The sequence below is a fragment of the Micrococcus sp. UYEF5 genome (genome assembly GCF_040546065.1).
GTDB lineage: Bacteria > Actinomycetota > Actinomycetes > Actinomycetales > Micrococcaceae > Micrococcus > Micrococcus luteus.
On the sequence record NZ_JBEPNB010000009.1, the window covers coordinates 96,233 to 116,647 of the forward strand.

Here is a 20,415-nt window from a genome sequence, read left to right on the forward strand (position 1 = left end):
GTCACCCGAGGATTCTCTTGAGGGAACGCCCTACTTAATCCCAGAGGATGCGGCATCTCGTGCCGTCTTTTATGAGCGGCTAGATAACTCTAAGAGTGCTCGGAGGATTGCCGCACTAGCAATGCAACAAATTGCGCGCGATGCTCAGGAGATGCTGACGCCATTTATACAGGCAAGCGTGACTGACCTCGTTACGGAGAGTAATGAGATGGAGCATATGGAATGGCCTCTGGCTGCTACTCGCGAAATCGTTGCGAAGCACCGAGAGCTGTTGGATGGGCCTATTCATACTCTGACTCGAAGTATTGAGTCAGATCCAAAGGTCTATGAGGTTCTGGGTCTTTACAAGGCCCATGAGATAGCCCATGAATGGCGCGAGAAGAGTGATCGTGCCCCGATGGTTCATGAGATTCGACAGCTGCAGAAAGTAATTGTTGGGGACGTTTATGGGGCGGGTTCCTTTAAGGAGCACTCCAACAGAATTTCCGGCACAGATCACAAGCCGGCGGAACCCTTCGACGTGGCCCGCGTCATGTTGGAGTTGTCGGATTGGTGGCAACAAGGCAGTGGAGATCCCATTCTTACTGCAACTGTTGTCCATGCCTGGATAGCCCACATTCACCCGTTCGACGACGGGAATGGTCGAACAGCCCGAGTGTTGGCAAATTTGGAGCTGGCTCGCCACGGATACCCGCCTCTAATTATTCGCCCATCCGCCGACCGGAAAGAGTATTACGAGGCGCTTGCGGCCAGTGATCAAGGGGATATATTGCCCCTGTATGATCTATTCACGCGCAACATTCGGAATCAGGCTCGTCTCATGAGGAAGCCGAACTATGTCCGAGATATTATTGAGGACAAATTCCTTTCCGACAATACAGCTCGTTACTCGATGTGGGATGCTGTAATATCAAAATTTCGGGACCGGCTGGCGGAAGAGTGTGGTCGTGTTAATTGGACATTCGAATTGAGCGGCATGTCCAATATTCAGAACTTCTCACTTCTGGGGGACAGGGATTCAAGCGGCAACTCTTGGTTCTGCACCGTGGGTCCAAGTGACGGCAGGGATGAGTGGCTGCTTTGGTTCGGTTACCAGTCTGACGAATATAGACGATGCCTCTCGGCGCCCTCCGTGCGGCCTTTCCCATCCATATTTGTTAGCCGCAGAGATACAAGCCCCAACGCGGAGAAACCGTTCCTTCCGAGCTTTCCCCGCCCATTGGAGTCGTCAATTCCGGATGAAATATCCGTTGGTGTGGAGGTTGCGGGTATGCCAATCGAGTTTCGGTGGGATTCTGAACTCGATAATTTCACTATCACTGCCGCGGCGGAGGATTTAATCAATTTCCTGGTCGAGCATTCAACAAGGTGGTGAATGCCCGGTATCGACGAGATCTAAGGCGTGTCTGACGATGAAGCCAAGGGTCAGCTGACACCCTGGACGGCATGTCCCGGTTCCAGATGCTCTCCCGCGCCCAGTGGGAGCTGATCACCCCGAGGCTCCCGACCCGGACCGGCCGCGCCGGCAGGCCGTTCACCGATGCCCGCACGATGGTCGAGGCGATCATCTACCGGTACCGGTACCGGTGCTTCGATTCCCTGGAGGGACCTGCCCGAGGTCTACGGGCCCTGGCAGACCGTGTGGACCTGGCACCGCCGGATGGCGGCCGAGGGCACCTGGGACACGGTGCTGACAAAGCTAACCGCCGCCACTGACGCGCAGGGCTTGGTGGACTGGTCGGTGTCGGTGGACTCCACGATCGCCCGCGCTCACCAGCACGCCACGAACACCACCGGCACACAGGGGGATAGATCGAGTGACACGAATCTGCGTGAGGAGCCGGCCAATCACGGGGTCGGGCGCTCTCGTGGCGGGTTGAGCACGAAGATCCATCAGCTCGTCGATGGCGCCGGGATGCCGCTGGTCAACCTGATCACCCCCGGCCAAGCAGGAGACTCGCCCATGCTGCTTCCTCTTCTGGAACAGCTGCGTGTGGCACGGCCGGTAGGGCGGACCCGGACCCGCCCTGAGGCCGTGCTGGGTGACAAGGCCTACTCCTCCCAGCCGGTCCGCGCCCATCTGCGTGCCCGCCGGATCAAGGCGGTCATCCCTGAGCCGGCCGACCCGCGAGGCCACCGCAAACGCAGCGGCCCCCGCGGTGGTAGGCCCGTGGGCCCGGACGCGGCCGCCTACAAGGGCCGCAACGTCATCGAGCGCCAGTACGCGCACCTGAAGCAGTGGCGGCGCTTGGCGACACGGTATGACAAGTACGCGACCGTCTACCGGGCTGCCGTTCTCTTGAACGCGGTGACCGCGTGGTCGAAACTATTGTCAGACACGCCCTAGTCGGCCACGTTCGCCGCCTCCTCGTCACCCGCGGGCTCATCGGCTTCCATCTCCGCTGGGTCGTTGAAATTTTCCGGGGCGTCAGTACTTTCCGAATCCACCTCCCAGTCGCGCACCACGGGCTTGCACATGGCGTTTTCGATCATGGAGACGAGGCGTCGGCGCCGGTCGTTAAAGAACGCGTCGAAGTCTCCGGCGCGGAGGAGAGCCGGGTCGATCGCGTGGGTCGAGATCTGGGCGTCTACCTGCTGGGGCGTCAGGCCCTTGTCGTCGAGTCGCTCCGTGTATACCGCCGGAGAGTCGCCCCGAAGGCGGATGTTGGTCTTCTTGGCAAGGGGGGTCTTGTTGATGATGCTCTCCCGCCGCCAGGGTTCAATCCCGTTCTCGTCGCACCACTTCCGCGGGAAGACATGGTGGATGTCCACCTGGAGGTCGTCGTAGGACTGGAAGTCCAGCGTCTGGTCCAGCATCCAGTCCTTTGCTGGCGGTTGCTGCGCCATGATCAGGGCGTAGACGCCCTTGTACGCGGCCGAGAGGCGGGTCCGCAGCGATCCGAGACGAGACTCTGAGAAGCTCGCACGAATGATCGCCTCCGGGGTCTCTGCGGACTTGCCCAGCGACCATTCGGGGATCTGTTCCGCATCCTTGGCCAACTGGGTCGTGATCGTGGAGCCGTAGAGTTCGCCCAGTACGCCGCACCAGAACCACTGATTGAGCCGTGCCCGCACGGCATGCTCCTCGGCTCGATCCCCCAGGAGCGTGGTGATGATCAGTAGCGACACCACCTGAGAGCTGTAGGGGGCTCCGCGGCTGTCATGGATGTGCAGGTCGCGCAGGTGGCGAGCCACGGTGGGGAGGGCTTTGCGGAGACGTGGTGCCCAGACGCGATAGTCCTCCAGGCTCATGCCGAGGATGTCCTCTCGACGGGCGCTGGTCTGGGGGACCTGCTGTCCGGTCTTGCCGGCCGCAAGGGCCTCGCGTCGCTTCGCCAACGTGGCGAGCACGGAGACCGCCATGAGGAAGTCCGTGCTCTTCATGTCCGTGAGAACCGGGTAAGTGCGGAGCACCTCCTCCGTGAGAGCCCAGTCCTCCGCCAACCGGAAGTCCTCGCCGGTCTCCTCGTAATACGCGCGGTCACCGGCGAAGGTGGCAGTGAGCAGCTCGAAGACATCGAGGCGAAGGCCGCCGGTGTTGACCTTCTCGAACACGGTGGCCACGGCGTCTTTGGAGATGTCCTTGTCCAGCTCGATGGCAGGGATCTTGTAGGTCTGGACGGCCTGGGCCACGGAGGAGAGGAATCGCTGCGTGATCTCCATGCGCTCGGGCAAAGCCTGCTGGTACTTCATCATCCACGCGAAGCAGTCCGCGCTGTCGAACAGCACGGTCACGGGCATGAGACCCAGTTCCCATTGCTTCTCCTCGGTCGTCACGTCCAAAACGACGTCGCGGCCGATGTTCTCCGTGACGATCCCGGTGTCTGGCAGGGAGACGACGGCGTCCTCCTGCTCCCGTACATCCCCCAAAGCCTTGACCACGTCGACGAAATAGCGGCGCCGGAGCTTGTGATGGCGGACGTCCTCGGTGTCGACAATCCCGTCTCCCGTGAGCGCCTGGACCATGGACGTGGTGCGCTGCTGACCATCGAGGAGGAGCAGCTCGGGATCCTTGAGCCCCTCCGCGGGCACGCCCGTGATAGGCCGGGGCTTGAAGCGCACGTTCTGCCCCCCGGTCCTGAGAGTCATGATTACCCCCATCGGATGGCCGCGGAGGATGGTCACGAGGAGGGAGCGAATGCGCTCATCGTCCCAGCGGTACGGACGCTGGAAGTCGGGCAGTTGGAGCTCCCCACTGCGGGCCTTCTGCAGCAGCTCGACAATGGTGTACTGAGGCGTCTGGAAGGTCGACACGGCGGCCGCATCCTCTCGGGGAAGGTGGTCGGGGCTGTCTGTGATGCTAGTCGCAGGGTCCTCCGACCCCGGCCTTGGGCCATGCTCTTCTCCCGCCGGCGAGGGAAGCCTCCGCATCGGAAAGCCCCACGTCACGTCCATCCCGGGACGGCAGGGGTGCGGTCACAGACTCCCGTGCAGTGGCCCCGGGGGTTCGCACCCCACTCCCGCCCCGCCTCTCAGCCGTCGCCCCCGTGCCCCGGCGCGGGGGAGACTTCTCCGCGACATTCCCTGGACCTGACGAGAGGACACCCCATGACCACCGAGACCCCCACCCTCGCCGCCCCCGAGATTCCCGCCACCATGAAGGCCGTCGTCATGCGCGCGCCGGGCGACGTCGTCGTGGAGGAGGTGGACACTCCGCGCGTCGCCCAGCCCACGGACGTGGTCCTGAAGCTGGCCGCCGCGTGCGTGTGCGGCTCGGACCTGTGGCCCTACCGCGGCCACAACGACGTCGACCACCGGCGCATGGGCCACGAGTACGTCGGCACGATCGTGGAGAAGGGCGAGGACGTCGCCACCCTCGAGGTCGGCGACTTCGTGATCGGCTCCTTCATGCTCTCGGACAACACGTGCGAGATCTGCCAGGCCGGCTACCAGTCCCGCTGCGTCAACGCCGGCGAGTACACGGGCAGCCAGGCGCAGTACATGCGCGTCGAGCTCGCCGACGGCTCCCTCGTGAAGGTGCCCGGGGGTGAGCCCTCGGACCCGGACCGCCTGACCGACTACCTCGCCGCCTCGGACGTGCTCGGCACCGGCTGGTACGCCGCCGTCGCCGCGCAGGCCGGCCCCGGCAAGACCATCGCCGTGGTCGGCGACGGCGCCGTCGGCCTGTGCGCCGTCCTGGGCGCCAAGACCCTCGGCGCGGAGCAGGTCATCGTGTTCTCCCGCCACGAGGATCGGGCCGCGCTCGCCCGGGAGTTCGGCGCCGACGTCGTGATCGCCGAGCGCGGCGAGGAGGGCGCCGCCCAGGTGCGCGAGCTCACCGGCGGCTACGGCGCGCACGGGGTGTGCGAGGCCGTCGGCACGCAGGGCTCCATGGACCAGGCCCTGGCCTCGGTGCGCCCCGGCGGGTACGTCGGGTTCGTGGGCGTCTCCCACGACCAGACCCTCGACGGCTCCGACCTCTTCGGCCGCGAGATCCACCTCGAGGGCGGCCCCGCCCCCGTCCGCCGTTTCCTGCCCGAGCTGATCGAGCGCATCCAGTCCGGCGAGATCCAGCCCGGCCGCGTGTTCACCGCGCGCAGGCCGATCGACGACGCCGCCGAGGCCTACCAGGCCATGGACGAGCGCCGCGAGATCAAGGTGCTGCTGGAGGTCTGAGGGGCCGGGCCCGGCGCGTCCGACGGCGCCGGGCCGGGCTCATCTGGCCGCCTTCAGCTCCCGCTTGAGGATCTTCCCGGTCGCCGTCTTCGGCAGGCCGTCCATCGCCACCACGCTGCGCGGGTACTTGTACGGCGCCACTTGGGACTTCACGTGCGCGACGAGCTCCTCTTCGGTCGCGGTCGCGCCGGGCGCCAGCGTCACGTAGGCGGCCACCTCCTCGCCGAGCTCCGGGTGCGGCACGCCCACCACGGCGGCCTCCGCCAGCGCCGGGTGCTCGTAGAGGACCTCCTCGATCTCCTGCGGGTACACGTTCATGCCGCCGCGGAGGCGCACCTCGTCCAGGTTTTCGACGTCGCCGGGGTCCAGGTTGAGCGGCCCTCGAAGAAAGCGCCACCCCATGACACTGACACCATGACTTACAGTTGTCACTGTGAACTGGTCCTCTGATGATCTGACGGCCACCCTCGACGCCCTCCGCGCGCGTCGTGGCGACACCACCTCGGTCGAGGTCAAGCGGGCCACGGGCGGCGTCCCTTCCATGCCGGAGACGCTTTGCGCCTTCGCCAACATGCCCGACGGTGGAACCGTCGTCTGCGGCGTCGACGAGGCGCACGGCGAGTTCCGCGTGGTGGGCGTGCCCGACGTCGCCGTGCTGGAGGCGGGGCTCGTGGCCCAGGCGCGCGAGGCCGTCACGCCCAGTCCGACCCTCCTGCCCCAGGTCTTCCGCCTGGAGGGCAAGGACGTGCTCGTCGCCCACGTGGTGCCCCTGCGCCTCACGGACCGGCCCGCAACGGTGCGAGGGCAGGCCTATCTCCGCCAGTCCGACGGCGACTACGTGATGCACGCGCACGAGCTGCGCATGGTGGAGGTCGCCAAGCTCCACGCCGACGAGCGCGTGGACTACGACGTCAAGCCCGTCACCGGGATGAGCGAGGAGGACCTGGTCCCCGAGCTCGTGACCGACTACGTGGCGGCCGTGCGCGAGCGGGACCGCCGCCTCCGTGACCGCACGCACCAGGAGATCCTCCGCCAGACCAACGTCCTCACCGCCGCCGGGGAGCCCACCCTGGCCGGCCTCTACGCCCTCGGCGACTACCCGCAGGGCCGCTATCCGGGGCTCACCGTCACCGCCGCCGTCCAGGTGCGCGGGGGAGAGGGGCAGGCGCGCAGCCGCAACCTCACGGACTTCACCGGCCCCGTCCCCGTGCTGCTCGACGAGGTGATGGCCTGGGTGCGCCAGAACCTCGGGACCGAGCACGTGTACCGCCCCGACGGTCAGCTCGAGCGCCGCCCCGAGCTCCCGCTCGCCGCCGTCCGTGAACTCCTCGGCAACGCCCTCGTGCACCGCGACCTCGGCCCCGACACCCTCGGCGCGGGCAAGGCCATCCAGGTGCGGCTCACGGACCGGGCCCTGTTCATTCAGAGCCCGGGCGGCCTCCGCGGAGTGTCACTCACCCAGCTCGAAAGTGACGAACATGCCCAGGCCGCCGTCAATCAGCGGCTGTACCAGATCGCCAAGAAGCTCACGACGCCGGACGGCGCCTCCGTCATCGAGGGCGAGGGCGGCGGCATCCACGAGGTGTTCCGGTCCGCTCGTCAGTGGGGGCTGGGCCGGCCTCAGCTCATCGACACGGGCGTCCAGTTCAAGGCTCTGCTCTGGCGGCCGCGGCCCGAGGGGGCTCGGCCGAGTCGGCGGGAGCCTGCCGTGGAGGTTGCGCGGACACCCCCCGTGGAGGAGGTGCCCGACGTGAAGGCGGATGCGCCGTCATCGGCCGTGCCGCCCAGCTCCGCGCCCACCCGCCACGAGGGGCGCGTCCTCGGTGCCCTGGCCGCGGGGGAGGCGGTGGGCATCCGCGACCTGGAGGAGGCCACCATGCTGACCGCGCGGCAGATCCGCTACGCGCTCCGCCAGCCGCTGCTCGACGGGCTGGTGGAGATGACCGGCGGTCAGGGCCACAAGGACACCCGGTACCGACTGGTGTCGGCCAGAGGGGCGGGAGACTGACACTGCCGCTCTTGAGAGCCCCCCTTGGTGGTCGACTGTGAGTCTGAAGTGTCAATCTGTCGATGTGGATCCGTCCCATGAGCAGAATGAGGTCCTATGCCGCACTCTGATCCGGTTCCCGAGCCGTTCGTCCTGACTCTTGGGTCGGTGCTTGACGCCGCTGGCCTGGACCCGCACGAGGTTCTTGCCATCCGCCACACCTACAAGGAGTCGGGGCTGCCATCGCGGGCGGCAGCCACGCCGGAGCGGGTGCTCGCTTACACGCGGGAGCAGCACCACCTGGGGAAGTTCCCGAAGGAGCCTGCCCGCCACTGGCTGATCTTCATGGGGGAGGGCGGGCGTCGTTCTCGCCTCACCGCCGTGTACGAGAACCGCGGGGAAGCCGTGGCTGAGCGCACGGAGCGGTACCGGTACTACGACGTTGCGCCCGTGCCGCTGCTGGCCTCCCTCGAGGAGCGCCTGGTGGTGGAGTGGTCCGCAGACCCCGTGAACTGGGCCAAGCGCGGCCCCCTGGCGGCGCGGTTCCCCGTCCTGGAGATCGCCGACCCCACCACCGAGGCGTTCCCCGGCTTCGACCATGTGCTGCTCAGCTACGGGGGCTTGCAGTCAATGGTGACCGAGACCCGCTACGCAGGCTGGCGCACCGCCCTGCAGGCCGTACGCGGGATCTACCTGATCGCCGACGAGACCGCGGGCCAGTGCTACGTGGGCAAGGCCGACGGCGAGCGTGGTGTGCTCGGACGGTGGGAGGCCTACGCCCGTGACGGGCATGGCGGGAACGTCGCCCTCCGGGATGCCCTGGAGCTCGACCCCGCCCAACCGGAGCGGTACACGTTCAGCCTGTTGCGCGTGTTCGGCTCCAATACCCCGCAAGCCCAGATCGACGCCGCGGAGAAGCACTACAAGGAGGCTCTGATGACGCGCCGGTTCGGGCTGAACCGGAACTGAACGGACTCCGTTGTCCTGGGGGAGAGGGCGAAGGTCAGACGGGAGGGGGGATGGATTGCCCCCGCCGAGCCTCGGGGAGGAGGACAAGCGCGCCATCCCGGCACTGTAGCCATCGCTGAGTTCCTCGAATGTGACTGCCCACGAGCACACGGGGCATCTGCAAGCCGCCCGCATTGATGTCGTCGCGCGGGCCGACGTCGTCGAGGCGGGCGGGCCAGGTCTGATGGGTGTGAACGGCCTCCCCGGAACCGGCAAGACGACAACGCTCCGGGACATCCTGGCGTCCAACGTCGTCGAACGAGCACGCCGATTGTCGGCGTGTGAGAACCCATTCGACGCCCTCACCGAACGCACCCATGAGTGGACCGGCGAGGGCAGGATGCGACGACGGGCGCGCGAACTCCGGCCTGAGGTGGCCGGCTTCGAAATGGTGGTGGCCTCGGCGAACAACGCGGCCGGGGAGAGCATCTCCGAGGAGATTCCACAGCGGAGCGCCATCAAGGACAGCCGGAACGTGGATGCGGACTACTTCGCCTGCCTGTCCACCGCCGCCTTGGGCGGAAGCGGCGGGGGAAGAGGACGCCCTGGATGAGGACAGCTTGACGTCGGAGCAGCCGGGCACCTCGGGCCTGGCCGCTGCACCGATGGCAACGGCACCGACCCCCGCCCCGCTCCGCGCGCAGGCGGCCGACGAGGGGGTAGTGCTGCTCGGGGTCCTTCTGGAGGGCCCGGACCGGCCCGGACCGGCCCGGGGCGCACGGGGCCGGCCGGACCGACCTACGGACCGGACGGCTCAGCCCTGGGCCGACTCGACGTCCTCGTCGACCCAGTCGCGGGAGCGTTCCACGGCCTTCTTCCACAGCCGCAGGGTGCGCTCAACCTCCTCCTCGTCCGTGGTGGGCTCCCAGCGCTTGTCCTCTTCCCAGTTGGCCACGAGCTCGTCCTGGGACGCCCAGAACCCCACCGCCAGGCCTGCGGCGTAGGCGGCGCCGAGAGCGGTGGTCTCGATGACCTTGGGGCGCACGACGGGCACGCGCAGCAGGTCCGCCTGGAACTGCATCAGCAGCTCGTTGGCGACCATGCCACCGTCGACCTTCAGTTCGGTGAGGTCCACGCCGGAGTCCGCGTTCATGGCGTCCAGGACCTCGCGGCTCTGGAAGGCGGTGGCCTCGAGCGCCGCGCGGGCGATGTGCCCCTTGTTGACGTAACGGGTCATGCCCACCATGACGCCGCGGGCCGCGGCGTCCCAGTGCGGGGCGAAGAGGCCGGAGAACGCGGGGACGAAGTACACGCCGCCGTTGTCCTCCACGCCGGCGGCCAGGGTCTCGACCTCCGGGGCGCTGGCGATCATCCCGAGGTTGTCCCGCAGCCACTGGATCAGCGAGCCGGTGACGGCGATCGAGCCCTCCAGCGCGTACACCGGCTTCTGGTCGCCAATGCGGTACGCCACCGTGGTGAGCAGGCCGTTGTCCGAGTGCACCGGCTCCTCGCCGGTGTTGATCAGCATGAAGTTGCCGGTGCCGTACGTGTTCTTGGCCTGGCCGACCTCGAAGCACGCCTGGCCGAAGGTCGCCGCGTGCTGGTCGCCCAGGATGCCGGTGATCGGCGTCTCGCGCAGCAGCTGCTGGCCGGATACGGTGCCCACCTCGGCGGAGGAGCTGACGATCTCCGGAAGCATGGACATCGGGATGCCCATGTCCGCGCAGATCTCCTCGTTCCAGTCGAGGGTGTCCAGGTTCATCAGCATGGTGCGGGAGGCGTTGGTGACGTCGGTGACGTGCCGGCCGCCCTCGCCGCCGCCGGTGAGATTCCACACGAGCCACGAGTCCGTGGTGCCGAAGATGAGGTCGCCGTTCTCGGCGGCCTCCCGGGCACCGTCCACGTTCTCCAGAATCCAGGCCACCTTGGGCCCGGAGAAGTACGTGGCCAGGGGCAGCCCGACGCGCTCCTTGTAGCGGTCCGCGCCGACGTCGCCGGCCAGGCGCTCGCAGAGGCGGTCGGTGCGGGTGTCCTGCCACACGATGGCGTTGTACACCGGCTTGCCGGTGTTGCGGTCCCACACCACGGTGGTCTCACGCTGGTTCGTGATGCCCACGGCGGCGACGTCGTGTCGGGTCACCTCGGCGCGGGCCAGGGCCTCGCCGATGACCTCGCGGGTGTTCGTCCAGATCTCCACCGGGTCGTGCTCCACCCAGCCGGCGCGCGGGAAGATCTGCTCGTGTTCGCGCTGACCAGTGGACACGATGGCCCCACTGTGGTCGAAGAGGATCGCGCGCGTGGACGTGGTGCCCTGGTCGATGGCCATCACGTAGCGGGGGGTGGTCATGTCCTACTCCTTCGGAGGTGGTCACGGGGGTGTGGGGGTGGCGGGCACGTTCCCGCAGGGGAACGTGCCCGCCGGGGTTGGACGGGCAGACCGCTCAGACGAACAGAGGCGCGGCGAGGCCGGCCAGGACGGCGCCGACGAGCGGGCCGACGATCGGCACCCAGGCGTAGCCCCAGTCCGAGCCGCCCTTGTGCCGGATCGGCGCGACGGCGTGGAACAGGCGGGGGCCCAGGTCGCGCGCCGGGTTGATGGCGTACCCCGTGGGGCCGCCCAGGCTCGCGCCGATCGCGACGACGAGCAGGGCCACCGCGAGCGGGCCGAGCCCGGAGGGGGTGGAGCCGAAGAGCAGGACCACGAACACCAGGACGAACGTGGCGATCAGCTCGGTGACCATGTTCCACAGCGGATTGCGGATCTCGGGACCTGTGGCGAACGTGCCCAGGATCGCACCCTGGTCCGTCTCCGTCTGGTAGTGGTCGCGGTAGGCCAGCCAGGCCAGGGCCGCGCCGAGGAAGGCGCCGATCAGCTGCGCCGCGAAGTACGCGAGCGTGGTGCCGAGGGTCACGGCGATGCCGGGGGCGTACTCCTCGGCGCCGCTGACGAGCAGGCCGACGGTCACGGCGGGGTTCAGGTGCGCACCGGTCGCGGCAGCGACGTAGACGCCCGCGAAGACGCCCAGCCCCCAGCCGAAGCTGATGAGCAGCCAGCCTCCGCCGTTGCCCTTGGTCTTCGAGAGGACGACGTTGGCGACGACGCCGACGCCCAGCAGGAGGAGGATCGCCGTGCCGGCGATCTCATACAGGAAGATCGTGCCCATGGACGGGCTCCTTTCAGGGGGTGGGGGCGGCGTCGGCGTCGGCGGCCGCGAGCGCGGCGGCGGCGGTGACGTCGTCGTGGGCGGTCTCGCCGCGGAGGCGTGCGGCGACGAGGTTCTTGTACGCCCGGATCTCACCGGCGATGCGCTCTTCATCCCAGCCCAGCTCGGGGGCCACGAGGGACGCGATCTCCTCGGCCGCCGCGACGCCGCGGTCGCGGACCTCGGTGGACAGGCGCGTGCGGCGCTCGATGACGTCGTCCAGGTGGACGACGCCCTCGGCTCGGGCCGCGTAGACGATCTCGGCGCGCAGGTAGCGCGGCGCCTCGGCGAGAGGGACGCTCAGGGACGGGTCGGCGTCGATCAGGTCGAGCACGTGGCGCAGCACGGTGCCGTAGCGGAACAGGAGCCGGTCAACGCGGGCCTCGTCCAGGCCGTAGTCGGCGGCGATGCGGTCCGCCTCCGCCTCGATCTCCGAGTAGCCGAGGCCGCCGAGCACGGGGATGCGCTCGGTGAGGCTGGGACGGGTCGGGTGGGTCTCGCGCACCACGAAGTCCACGACGTCCTCGGCCATGGCCCGGTACGTGGTCCACTTGCCGCCGGCCACGGCGGTGAGGCCGGGGGCCACCTCGGTGACGGTGTGCTCACGGGAGATCTTGGTGGAGCCGCCGTCGGACCCGGTGACCGGCTGCAGCAGCGGCCGCAGCCCGGCGTACGTGGCGACCACGTCGTCACGCGTGAGGTCCTCCTTCAGCACCGCGTTGGCGTGCTCGAGGATGTAGTCGATGTCGTCCGCGGTGGTGGCCGGATGGGCCACGTCCTCCGCCCACGGGGTGTCCGTGGTGCCGATCACCCAGTACTCGTCCCACGGGATGAGGAACAGCACGGACTTCTCCGTCTTGGTGATCACGCCGGTGGCGGCGTCGGCGCGGATGCGGTCGCGCGGCACGGTGATGTGGGCGCCCTTGGAGGCGAGCACCTCGAGGCCGCCGTCGGCCTCGGCCAGCTCCTGCTGCTCCTGGGTCCACACGCCCCCGGCCAGGATGACGGCGCGCGCGTGCACGTCGAACTCCTCGCCGGAGGTCTCCTCGCGGACACGCACGCCCTGCACACGGCCGTCGTCGCCGCGCAGGTAGCCGGTGACGGCGGTGTAGTTGGCGGCCACGGCGCCGTGGTCCACGGCGGAGCGCACGAGCATCATGGCCAGGCGGGCGTCGTCGAACTGGGCGTCGGCGTACTCCACCGCGCCGACGATCTTCTCGTCGTCGAGGGAGGGGAAGGTCGCGGCCATGGAACGGCGGCTGAGATGGCGGTGCGCGCCCATCGCGCGGCGGCGGCCGAGTGACTGCATGGCGTCGTACATGGTGACGCCGGCGCCGATGAAGCCGCGGTCGATCACCTTGTGGAAGAACGGGAAGACGAAGCGCAGGGGGCGCACCAGGTGGGGCGCGGTCTGGGTGAGCAGCAGGTCGCGCTCCCGCAGCGCCTCATACACCAGCTTGACGTCCAGCATCTCGAGGTAGCGCAGGCCACCGTGCATGAGGCGGGAGGAGCGGGACGACGTCCCGGAGGCCCAGTCGCGGGCCTCGACGATGCCCACGTCGAGGCCGCGGGTGGCCGCGTCGAACGCGGCGCCCACGCCGGTGGAGCCGCCGCCGACGATCAGGATGTCGAGGGGGGCCTCCGGGCTGGTGGCCCGGAGGCGGGCGAGGTGATCCTCCCGCGTGGCGGCGGAGAGGGAGACGGTTCGCAGGGTCGGCATGGAGGGGTTGCTCCTTTATCGGTGGAGGCACAGTGTAGTGGCGTGGCTCACGATACCTGGTGTCATATCACGAGATCCGGTATCAGCGCGAGCCGAGGTCCATGATGTCACTCCCGGGTCGCGGGTGCCCACGCGCCGGGTACGGTCTCGCGGAACCCGAGCGGCTCGTACAGGGGCACGTCGGTGCGCGTGGAGGTGGCCCGTCTCGCACGGTCCCCGGACTGTGGCACCTCACCCTGTTCCGCTGGAACGAGGGCGGAGCGCCCCGGGTGACGCGCGCCCCCGGGTGAGGCCCCGCCCCTACACTCCGACCATGGACATCACCGTCGGCGCCGTCGGCCGCGCCTCGCTCTCGGACTGGGAGCAGGAATGCTGCGGTGACCCGATCGCCGTGGGGGAAGTCCACGAGCTGATCCTGCTGCCCTCCCGGGGAGTGAGTCAGGCTGGGCCCCTGGCCTCTGCAGGCTGGGTCGTCACCTATCACGACGACGGCAGCCCCGCCGGGTCGATCCCGTTGCGTCGTGTGCGGGCCGTGGTGAGGGCGGCACACGAGGTGTGGCCCTCGGGGCGGCTCGCCGAGATCGACCGCGTCCCCGGCCACGCTGACCTGACGATCCTTGAGCCGGAGGAGGCCACCGGCCTCGGCTTGGGGGAGGTCGTCTACGTCGGCGCCTACGAGCCGGTGCTCCCCGAGACTCCCCGCCCTGACGAGTGGCCTCTCGACCTGGAGATCCTCGAGGACCTCGGTCCGCACACCTGGTGAGCCTCGCGAGTCCACCCCCTCACGGTCTCGAGCTGCATGGGGTGAGCGTAGAAGTCCGTTCGTCGTCATAGATGGCCCCTCACCCCCCGGTCGCTCGCGAGCATCGCGTAGACGAGGGTGTCCGTCCACTCGCCCTTGCTCCACAGGTCCTGCCGGTGGTGTGCCTCTCGACGCATCCCGAGCATCTCGGCCAGTCGGGCGGACGCCGTGTTGCGGGCATCCATCTGTGCCACCACCCGGTGCAGGCCAGACGTCTCGAACCCCAGGTCCAGCAGCGCAGCCGCGGCCTCCCGGGCGAAGCCTTGACCGGCATGTCGCGGATCCAGTGCCCAGCCGATCTCCGCGACACCGCGCTCGCGGTCCGTCAGCCACAGGATCACGTCACCCACGGGGACGCCCGCGTGCTCCACCACCAGGGACGCCGCCCCGGACGGGCCGCCGAGGTCGTCCCACGTGATCCGCTTGGCCAGCTTCGCCCGCGCGGTCGCCTCGTCCCAGGGCTCGTCCAGCAGGTGGCGCACCACCTCGGGCTGCGTGTACATCTCCTGCAGCCAGCCGAAGTCGTCCTCCCGGTGCGGCCGCAGCGTCAGCCGCGCGGTGGGCAACGGCCAGTCAGGGGCGCGGCCGCCCGCAGCCGCGCCCTCCTTGCGCCCCACCGGAGGCGGGGCGTCGACGTCGGCGGGGACCGGCGTCGTCGTGCCGGACGCCCAGTCCTGGCGCAACATTGCGTAGGCCACGGACGCGAGCGGCTCGCCGCCGTCCACGGGCCAGCCGCGCCGGTAGTGCGCCTCCTTGACCCAGCCGGCCCGGCGGAAGGTGCGCAGCATGGGGACGTTGTCCTCGCGGGTCTGGCCCTCGAAGCGGTCCACCGCGGGCATCGTCTCGAAGACGCGCCGGGTGAGCGCGGTGAGGATCTGCGCGCCGAGCCCGCGCCCGCGGAACCGCTCCGCCACGCGCAGGTCGAACAAGGGGGTGGGGTCCGTGAGGTCCTCCAGGCGCACCACGCCGACGCGGCCGTGCTCGGGATGCTCGATCCAGAAGGTGCGGTGGTCCTCATCCTCCCAGGCGCCGCCATCGACGGCCTTCTCCGCCTCCGGCCGGGTGACGCGCGGGCGCGTGTGGAACGGCCACGCGTTCTCGGTGAGCAGGGCGACGAGCGCGTCCCGGTCGGCGCCTGCCGGGTCGAGTGGAGTGAAGGTGACGTCCATGGGGCCGAGAGTAGGGGAGGGGACGTCACCGCCGCCCGCTGCCGTGACCCCATGGCCACGCCCCTCCTCGACCTCGCGGCGCACCGCGCGAGGAAGCCCGGGACGCGCAGGCCGAGATCGGCTGGACCATAGCCCAGGCCCACGCCGGCCGGGGCCGCGCCACCGAGCTGGCCTGTGCCCTGTTGGACCTCGCCTTCGCAGGCCTCGGCGTCCGACCCGTGGAGGCTCACGCCTTCGCGGACAACGCGCCCATCCTGCGCGTGATGGAGAAGGTCGGCCTGCGCCACGAGGGCACCTTCAAGGAGGAGTCACTGCACCGCACCCGCGGCTGGGTGGACGGCGTCACTTACGCGATGCTCGCCTCGGAGCATCGGGCCCGGGGCAGACGGCTTTCCACCTCACGACGCCCAGAAGTACGCAACTCTCTAGACATAACGTTGCGTAAGGTGGCGGCATGAGCAACGATCCGCGCCCGACCCCGTGGGCCGTCGGCTGGGAAGAGCGCCCCTGGGCCGCGGGCCCGGATGACGCCGGGCTGCGCTCCCGCAGCGCTCGCGTGCGCGCCTCGGGCCCGTATCGAGCCGCGCTCCCGGCCCGCATCGCCCGACTCGGGCTCGACCTGCCCTCTGATCTGGCGACCGAGGTCGAGGAGGCGACGGCCGCCGTCGTGCGCTTCGATGCTGAGATCAGCCACGCCCTCCCGGGGCTCACCGGCGAGATCGCCCCGATCGACGCGGTGCTCCTGCGCACTGAGTCCGCGTCCTCCTCGCAGATCGAGCACATCACCGCGGGCGCGCGAGCCCTCGCCCTGGCGACTCTCGGCGAACGCACCCGCCCGAACGCAACGCTCGTGGCGGCGAACGTGAGGGCCATGGGCGCTGCTTCCCGGCTGGCCGCCGACCTCGACGAGCCCGCCCTGCTGGCCGCCCATCGTGCCCTCATGGACGGTCAGGAGCATGCCCGGCCGGGCGCCTACCGCGATGCGCAGGGGTGGATCGGGGGCGGGGTGCCCACGCCGCACACGGCGCAGTTCGTCCCGCCCCACCCGGAGCGCCTGCGTGCCGGGATGGACGATCTCTTCGCCTACCTGCGCCGCACGGACGTGCCCGCCCTCGTGCAGGCCGCCATCGCGCACGCCCAGTTCGAGACCATCCACCCGTTCGCGGACGGCAACGGCCGCACCGGGCGCGTCCTCGTGCACGCCGTGTTGCATCGGGCCGGCGCGATCACCCGTATGGGGGTGCCCCTCTCCGCGGGACTCCTCACGGACACGGCCGGATACTTCGACGCCCTCACCGCCTACCGCGACGGCGACCCCGCGCCCATCGTGCGCCGCTTCGCGCAGGCCGCCCTGGCCGCCGTCGGCAACGGCCGAGAGCTCGTCGCGGACCTGGACGAGGCCCTGACCGGCTGGCGCGAGCGGCTCACCGCCCGGCGGGACGCGGCGGTCTGGCGGGCGCTCGCGGTGATCATCGCGCAACCCGCCGTGACCGTGGACCACCTGGCCCAGGTGCTGGGTGTCTCGCGCCCGGCCGCCCAGCGGGCCGTGGACCAGCTTGTCGAGGCCGGTGTGCTGCAGCCGGTCTCCAGCCAGCGTCGGAACCGGGTGTGGCTGGCCACCGAGGTGCTCGCCTGTCTGGACGAGTTCGCCGCGCGTGCGGGCCGGCGGGGTTGACCGGGTGTGGACTACCGGGCTGACCAGCCTCATGCCGCGTGTAGTGTCCCGGCCATGGTCAGGCGAACACACGAGGTGAGGCCCGCGGGATGACTCGCGGTCCGTCAGCCACAGGATCACGTCCCCACGGGCATGCCCACGTTCCCCACCACCAGAGACACCGATCCGGCAGGGCCAGCCGAGGTCGTCCTCCCGGGGTGGGCGCAGCGTCAGGCGCGCGGTGCGCAACGGCCAGTCAGGGGCGGGGCCGCCCGCAATCGCGCCCTCCCCGCGCTCCACCCGGGACGTCGACGCCGGCTGGGTGCCACGCTTCGACGTCGACGTGCTGGAGGCCGCCCTGCGGCCCGTCCACGAGCGGCCCCGGTGGGAGGAATGGGGGCAGATCGCCGCGCCAACCCTGCTGATCACCGGGGAGAACGGGTACGTGCCCGCCGGAGAGCTGGACGAGATGCGGCGTCGGCGCCCGGATGTGCGGCACGTGCAGGTGCCCGGCGCGGGGCACGACGTGCACCTGGACGCGCCGGAGCGGGTGGCTGAGCTCGTGCGGGGGTTCGCGGCCTGACTGATCTGGGGCAGGATCCCCCCATGGACCACAAGCAGATCCTCCACGACGGGCTGCGCCGCCAGCGTGCGGCCCTCCTCCAGAAGCTCGAGGGCCTCAGCGAGCGCGACGCCCGCCTGCCGCGCACTCCCACCGGCACCAACCTGCTGGGACTGGTCAAGCACGCCGCCGTCGTCGAGCTGGAGTACTTCGGCGAGACGTTCGGCCGCCCCGCCGAGGTGCAGCTGCCCTGGGCGGCGGCGGGGCAGCCGGAGGAGGACAACGTGGACATGTTCGCCGCCGAGGGTGAGTCCCTCGAGGACGTCCTCGAGTTCGCCCGCCGTTGCTTCGCCCACGCGGACGCGACCATCACGGCCCTCGGCGCCGACGCCCCCGGGCGGGTGGCGTGGTGGCCCGACGACAAGGCGGAGGTGACGCTCGCGCAGATCATTGCGCACGTCGCCCTGGACGAGGCCCGGCACGCCGGCCACGCGGACATCCTGCGGGAGCAGATCGACGGGCAGGCCGGCCTGCGCGCCCCGGGGAACAACCTGCCCCCGTGGGACGCCGACCGCTGGGCCGCCCACGTGGACCGTCTGACCGCCATCGCGGAGGGGAGTGGCGGGCCGGGCCGGAACTGAAGGCACATGCCTCCCGTGCCGGTCCTTGGCCTACGGTGTGGCCATGACGAGTACTCCCGCTGCCGCCGTACCCCCTGCCCTCCAGCGCTCATTCGATGCGTGGGCTGCCGCCGGCAGGCCCGCCGACGAGCCCACGCGCTGGTCCTTCGATCACTGGACGGCCCACGTGCCCGACCTGCCCGCCTGCCTCGAGTGTGAGCCGCTGACCCGCGCCGTCGTCACCGGCTACGCCGCGAAGGTGACCGCCGAGGACCGCGCCGTGCAGCGGGACGCCTTCATCGCCGCGATGGTGTGGGGATACGGACGGGTCGGCTACGGCCCCTCCCGGGTGGAGCGCATCATGGCGCAGCCCGGGTTTGAGGAGCAGCTCGCCGACGTCACCCGCATCACCCTCGAGCAGGGCGGGCCCGCGGCCTTCGAGCACATCCGGCAGCAGCGCAAGAGCGGGGTCGGCTGCCTCAAGCACCTCGGCGCGGCCTTCGGCACCAAGTACCTCTACTTCCTCACCAAGGCCCACCGGGAGTCCGACATCGCCCCCGTCCTCGACTCCGTGGTGCGCGCCTGGTTCGCCGAGCATGTGAAGGACGTCGACGTCCGGATCGGCGGCGGCTGGACCTACCCCGACAGGTACCGGACGTACGTCACGACCATGCAGGCGTGGGGTGAGGAACTCAAGATCCCGGCCGACGACGTCGAGCGGCTCATCTTCCTGGAGCAGCAGGACGCCACCCAGGAGCCCTGGCGGGCGAGCTGGAGTTCCGCCGCCGCGGACCCGGAGGCCGGCGAGCTGCTCGAGGCCCTCCGCCTCGCGCTGGCCGACCTGGGCGCCGGGGACGACGCCGAGCCCCACCTGCAGGCTCTGGAGGACGTCATCGCCGACGCGGAGGACCGGGCGCCCGACGAGGCGTGAAGCCCCGCCCGCCTGTGCGCGGTTGGCGTCGAGATGAACGTGTCCGCTGAGCAGCTGATCGGCGACGAGTCCGGCGTGCACCGCGGCCTGTACCGGCGCGTCGTGGACCACGTCCCGTGGCTACGCGGCTTCGTCTGCGACGACCTCCACAATTTCGGCCCAGAGGACCGGTGGATCTTGGCGCGGTGAGGGCTCAGCGATCCATCGCAAGGGCGCCTACCGTGTCCAGGGCCCTCCGTAGGCTCGAGGCGTAGCCGGGGTAGATGTCCCGGACGAAGAGAGGACATTGGCATGACCACCAAGGCGGGGCTCATCGTGGCCGCTTCCCATGCTCTGCAGAACAGTCCCCAGCTGTTCGCACGCGTCGAGGACGGCGGTGTGGTCATTGGTGGGCGTGGCGGCGAGGTCATGCCGGATTCGACCGGGCTGTACGCGGTTGTCGCGCAGGATCCTGACGCGGCGCGAGCCGAGCTGCGATTGGACACGTCTGTCAGTCGAAGCGATGTGCTTTACATCGGCAAGGCCGAGGGCAGCCTGCGGGCCCGCCTGGAACGCAAGCATTTCGCGGGCGGCGGCACCGCGCACTCCACTCTGCGCCGCACTCTGGCCGCACTCCTGGTGGATCGGCTGGACCTGGAGCCAGTCGCCGTCGCCTCCGCGGGTCGATTCTCCCTCACCCCGGAGAGCGGCGAGCAGCTGACCACCTGGATGCGCCGTCACCTCGCCGTCCGTGTGTGGCAGGCGCCCGCCGGGTTCGCGGAAGTGACACCGCTCGGGGGCATCGAGAAGCCTGTGATCGACACGCACACCCCGCCGTTGAACCTCATCTACGGCGGCACCAGCCCCGAAGCACAGCTGCTCCGCCAGCGCATCCGGAAAGCCCGCACGGCCATGGCGGAGCAGGCGAAGCGCGATGTGGACGTGGTGGAAGTCCATTCGTCGGCGCGCGCGACCGTCGGCGACTTGTTCCGCCGCCGCCGCCCCCGCCAGTACGGGCTGCGGGGAAGCATCGGTCTCTGGGAGGAGCTCGCTGAACGGCTCGACGACACCCCCATGCCCACCAGTGAGTATGAACTCGGCCGGCTCCTGCGCGATGCGCTCGATCGCTCGGTCAAGCCCCATGAAGTGGTGTAGCGGCTGATTCCTTCGTTGGGGTTGTCAGGCGCTGAACTCGAGGGCGGGCGCGGTGTCGGGGTTCACCTC

General features: G+C 69.6%; 19 protein-coding genes and 1 pseudogene. 14 read left to right on the forward strand and 6 right to left on the reverse strand.

Annotated elements, in window-relative coordinates; all coding sequences use genetic code 11:
* The first annotated feature begins 178 nt into the window (after positions 1-178).
* Both ABIB16_RS09540 and ABIB16_RS09545 read left to right on the forward strand, forming a co-directional pair.
* Positions 179-1,375 (forward strand): Fic family protein, encoded by a 1,197-nt coding sequence (locus ABIB16_RS09540; protein WP_168196740.1) that lies wholly within the window; start codon positions 179-181, stop codon positions 1,373-1,375.
* 71 nt (positions 1,376-1,446) lie between these two features.
* Positions 1,447-2,347 (forward strand): IS5 family transposase gene (locus tag ABIB16_RS09545; RefSeq protein ID WP_371705210.1). Its coding sequence is split into 2 segments (ribosomal slippage): positions 1,447-1,590 and positions 1,592-2,347, totalling 900 coding nucleotides; the frame shifts between segments, so codons are not numbered across the junction.
* Here ABIB16_RS09545 and ABIB16_RS09550 read toward each other — a convergent pair.
* Positions 2,344-4,254, reverse strand: a complete 1,911-nt coding sequence (locus ABIB16_RS09550; protein ID WP_168196739.1) for a DUF262 domain-containing protein — start codon at positions 4,252-4,254, stop codon at positions 2,344-2,346. The two genes, ABIB16_RS09545 and ABIB16_RS09550, sit on opposite strands and share 4 nt — an antisense overlap.
* Positions 4,255-4,548: 294 nt before the next feature.
* On the opposite strand from ABIB16_RS09550, the gene ABIB16_RS09555 reads away from it, so the two are divergent.
* The gene (locus ABIB16_RS09555; protein WP_354436233.1) at positions 4,549-5,616 is read left to right on the forward strand and encodes a zinc-binding dehydrogenase; all 1,068 of its coding nucleotides are present in this window, start codon (positions 4,549-4,551) and stop codon (positions 5,614-5,616) included.
* A 39-nt stretch (positions 5,617-5,655) separates the two neighbouring features.
* On the opposite strand, the gene ABIB16_RS09560 is transcribed toward ABIB16_RS09555, so the two are convergent.
* A complete protein-coding gene (locus ABIB16_RS09560; protein ID WP_425342664.1) occupies positions 5,656-6,018 on the reverse strand; it encodes an AMP-binding enzyme in 363 nt (120 codons plus the stop codon).
* Positions 6,019-6,049: 31 nt separating this feature from the next.
* On the opposite strand from ABIB16_RS09560, the gene ABIB16_RS09565 reads away from it, so the two are divergent.
* The 3 genes from ABIB16_RS09565 (at position 6,050) to ABIB16_RS09575 (ending at position 9,164) form a co-directional block, all read left to right on the forward strand.
* Complete coding sequence (locus tag ABIB16_RS09565; protein ID WP_078026196.1) at positions 6,050-7,624, forward strand: RNA/DNA-binding domain-containing protein; 1,575 nt, start codon at positions 6,050-6,052, stop codon at positions 7,622-7,624.
* A 147-nt stretch (positions 7,625-7,771) separates the two neighbouring features.
* On the forward strand, positions 7,772-8,572 hold the full coding sequence (locus ABIB16_RS09570; RefSeq protein WP_246836829.1) for a GIY-YIG nuclease family protein: 801 nt from the start codon (positions 7,772-7,774) through the stop codon (positions 8,570-8,572).
* Between the two features lie 130 nt (positions 8,573-8,702).
* Positions 8,703-9,164, forward strand: coding sequence for a hypothetical protein (locus ABIB16_RS09575; RefSeq protein ID WP_354436234.1), 462 nt, complete (start codon positions 8,703-8,705; stop codon positions 9,162-9,164).
* 201 nt (positions 9,165-9,365) lie between these two features.
* On the opposite strand, the gene glpK is transcribed toward ABIB16_RS09575, so the two are convergent.
* From glpK to ABIB16_RS09590, 3 genes are all read right to left on the reverse strand, one after another.
* The gene (gene glpK / locus ABIB16_RS09580; protein ID WP_078026193.1) at positions 9,366-10,898 is read right to left on the reverse strand and encodes a glycerol kinase GlpK; all 1,533 of its coding nucleotides are present in this window, start codon (positions 10,896-10,898) and stop codon (positions 9,366-9,368) included.
* Positions 10,899-10,992: 94 nt separating this feature from the next.
* Complete coding sequence (locus ABIB16_RS09585; RefSeq protein WP_078026192.1) at positions 10,993-11,715, reverse strand: MIP/aquaporin family protein; 723 nt, start codon at positions 11,713-11,715, stop codon at positions 10,993-10,995.
* 13 nt (positions 11,716-11,728) lie between these two features.
* Complete coding sequence (locus ABIB16_RS09590; RefSeq protein WP_354436235.1) at positions 11,729-13,474, reverse strand: glycerol-3-phosphate dehydrogenase/oxidase; 1,746 nt, start codon at positions 13,472-13,474, stop codon at positions 11,729-11,731.
* 313 nt (positions 13,475-13,787) lie between these two features.
* On the opposite strand from ABIB16_RS09590, the gene ABIB16_RS09595 reads away from it, so the two are divergent.
* The gene (locus ABIB16_RS09595) at positions 13,788-14,237 is read left to right on the forward strand and encodes a hypothetical protein (protein ID WP_354436236.1); all 450 of its coding nucleotides are present in this window, start codon (positions 13,788-13,790) and stop codon (positions 14,235-14,237) included.
* A 65-nt stretch (positions 14,238-14,302) separates the two neighbouring features.
* Here ABIB16_RS09595 and ABIB16_RS09600 read toward each other — a convergent pair whose 3' ends face one another.
* Positions 14,303-15,445, reverse strand: coding sequence for a GNAT family N-acetyltransferase (locus ABIB16_RS09600; RefSeq protein ID WP_044659368.1), 1,143 nt, complete (start codon positions 15,443-15,445; stop codon positions 14,303-14,305).
* 110 nt (positions 15,446-15,555) lie between these two features.
* Here ABIB16_RS09600 and ABIB16_RS09605 point away from each other — a divergent pair.
* From ABIB16_RS09605 to ABIB16_RS09635, 7 genes and pseudogenes are all read left to right on the forward strand, one after another.
* Positions 15,556-15,903: pseudogene (locus ABIB16_RS09605) on the forward strand (GNAT family N-acetyltransferase); the annotation flags it as partial.
* Positions 15,900-17,120: a Fic family protein gene (locus ABIB16_RS09610; protein WP_060973983.1), complete on the forward strand. Its 1,221-nt coding sequence runs from the start codon at positions 15,900-15,902 to the stop codon at positions 17,118-17,120. The pseudogene ABIB16_RS09605 and the gene ABIB16_RS09610, both read left to right, overlap by 4 nt.
* Before the next feature lie 220 nt (positions 17,121-17,340).
* Positions 17,341-17,682: an alpha/beta fold hydrolase gene (locus tag ABIB16_RS09615; RefSeq protein ID WP_049147456.1), complete on the forward strand. Its 342-nt coding sequence runs from the start codon at positions 17,341-17,343 to the stop codon at positions 17,680-17,682.
* A 23-nt stretch (positions 17,683-17,705) separates the two neighbouring features.
* Complete coding sequence (locus tag ABIB16_RS09620) at positions 17,706-18,302, forward strand: DinB family protein (RefSeq protein WP_044659366.1); 597 nt, start codon at positions 17,706-17,708, stop codon at positions 18,300-18,302.
* Positions 18,303-18,345: 43 nt separating this feature from the next.
* A complete protein-coding gene (locus ABIB16_RS09625; protein ID WP_354436237.1) occupies positions 18,346-19,212 on the forward strand; it encodes an 8-oxoguanine DNA glycosylase OGG fold protein in 867 nt (288 codons plus the stop codon).
* 33 nt (positions 19,213-19,245) lie between these two features.
* Positions 19,246-19,401, forward strand: coding sequence for a hypothetical protein (locus ABIB16_RS09630; protein WP_155643142.1), 156 nt, complete (start codon positions 19,246-19,248; stop codon positions 19,399-19,401).
* A 102-nt stretch (positions 19,402-19,503) separates the two neighbouring features.
* Positions 19,504-20,346: a GIY-YIG nuclease family protein gene (locus tag ABIB16_RS09635; RefSeq protein WP_354436238.1), complete on the forward strand. Its 843-nt coding sequence runs from the start codon at positions 19,504-19,506 to the stop codon at positions 20,344-20,346.
* The last annotated feature ends 69 nt before the right edge of the window (positions 20,347-20,415 follow it).

Excerpts from the sequence above, each read along its gene's own strand:
- ABIB16_RS09555 (WP_354436233.1), top strand. The coding sequence starts at position 4,549 with ATGACCACCGAGACCCCCACCCTCGCCGCCCCCGAGATTCCCGCCACC.
- ABIB16_RS09560 (WP_425342664.1), bottom strand. The coding sequence starts at position 6,018 with ATGGGGTGGCGCTTTCTTCGAGGGCCGCTCAACCTGGACCCCGGCGAC.
- glpK (WP_078026193.1), bottom strand. The coding sequence starts at position 10,898 with ATGACCACCCCCCGCTACGTGATGGCCATCGACCAGGGCACCACGTCC.
- ABIB16_RS09585 (WP_078026192.1), bottom strand. The coding sequence starts at position 11,715 with ATGGGCACGATCTTCCTGTATGAGATCGCCGGCACGGCGATCCTCCTC.
- ABIB16_RS09590 (WP_354436235.1), bottom strand. The coding sequence starts at position 13,474 with ATGCCGACCCTGCGAACCGTCTCCCTCTCCGCCGCCACGCGGGAGGAT.
- ABIB16_RS09595 (WP_354436236.1), top strand. The coding sequence starts at position 13,788 with ATGGACATCACCGTCGGCGCCGTCGGCCGCGCCTCGCTCTCGGACTGG.
- ABIB16_RS09600 (WP_044659368.1), bottom strand. The coding sequence starts at position 15,445 with ATGGACGTCACCTTCACTCCACTCGACCCGGCAGGCGCCGACCGGGAC.
- ABIB16_RS09610 (WP_060973983.1), top strand. The coding sequence starts at position 15,900 with ATGAGCAACGATCCGCGCCCGACCCCGTGGGCCGTCGGCTGGGAAGAG.
- ABIB16_RS09620 (WP_044659366.1), top strand. The coding sequence starts at position 17,706 with ATGGACCACAAGCAGATCCTCCACGACGGGCTGCGCCGCCAGCGTGCG.
- ABIB16_RS09625 (WP_354436237.1), top strand. The coding sequence starts at position 18,346 with ATGACGAGTACTCCCGCTGCCGCCGTACCCCCTGCCCTCCAGCGCTCA.
- ABIB16_RS09630 (WP_155643142.1), top strand. The coding sequence starts at position 19,246 with ATGAACGTGTCCGCTGAGCAGCTGATCGGCGACGAGTCCGGCGTGCAC.
- ABIB16_RS09635 (WP_354436238.1), top strand. The coding sequence starts at position 19,504 with ATGACCACCAAGGCGGGGCTCATCGTGGCCGCTTCCCATGCTCTGCAG.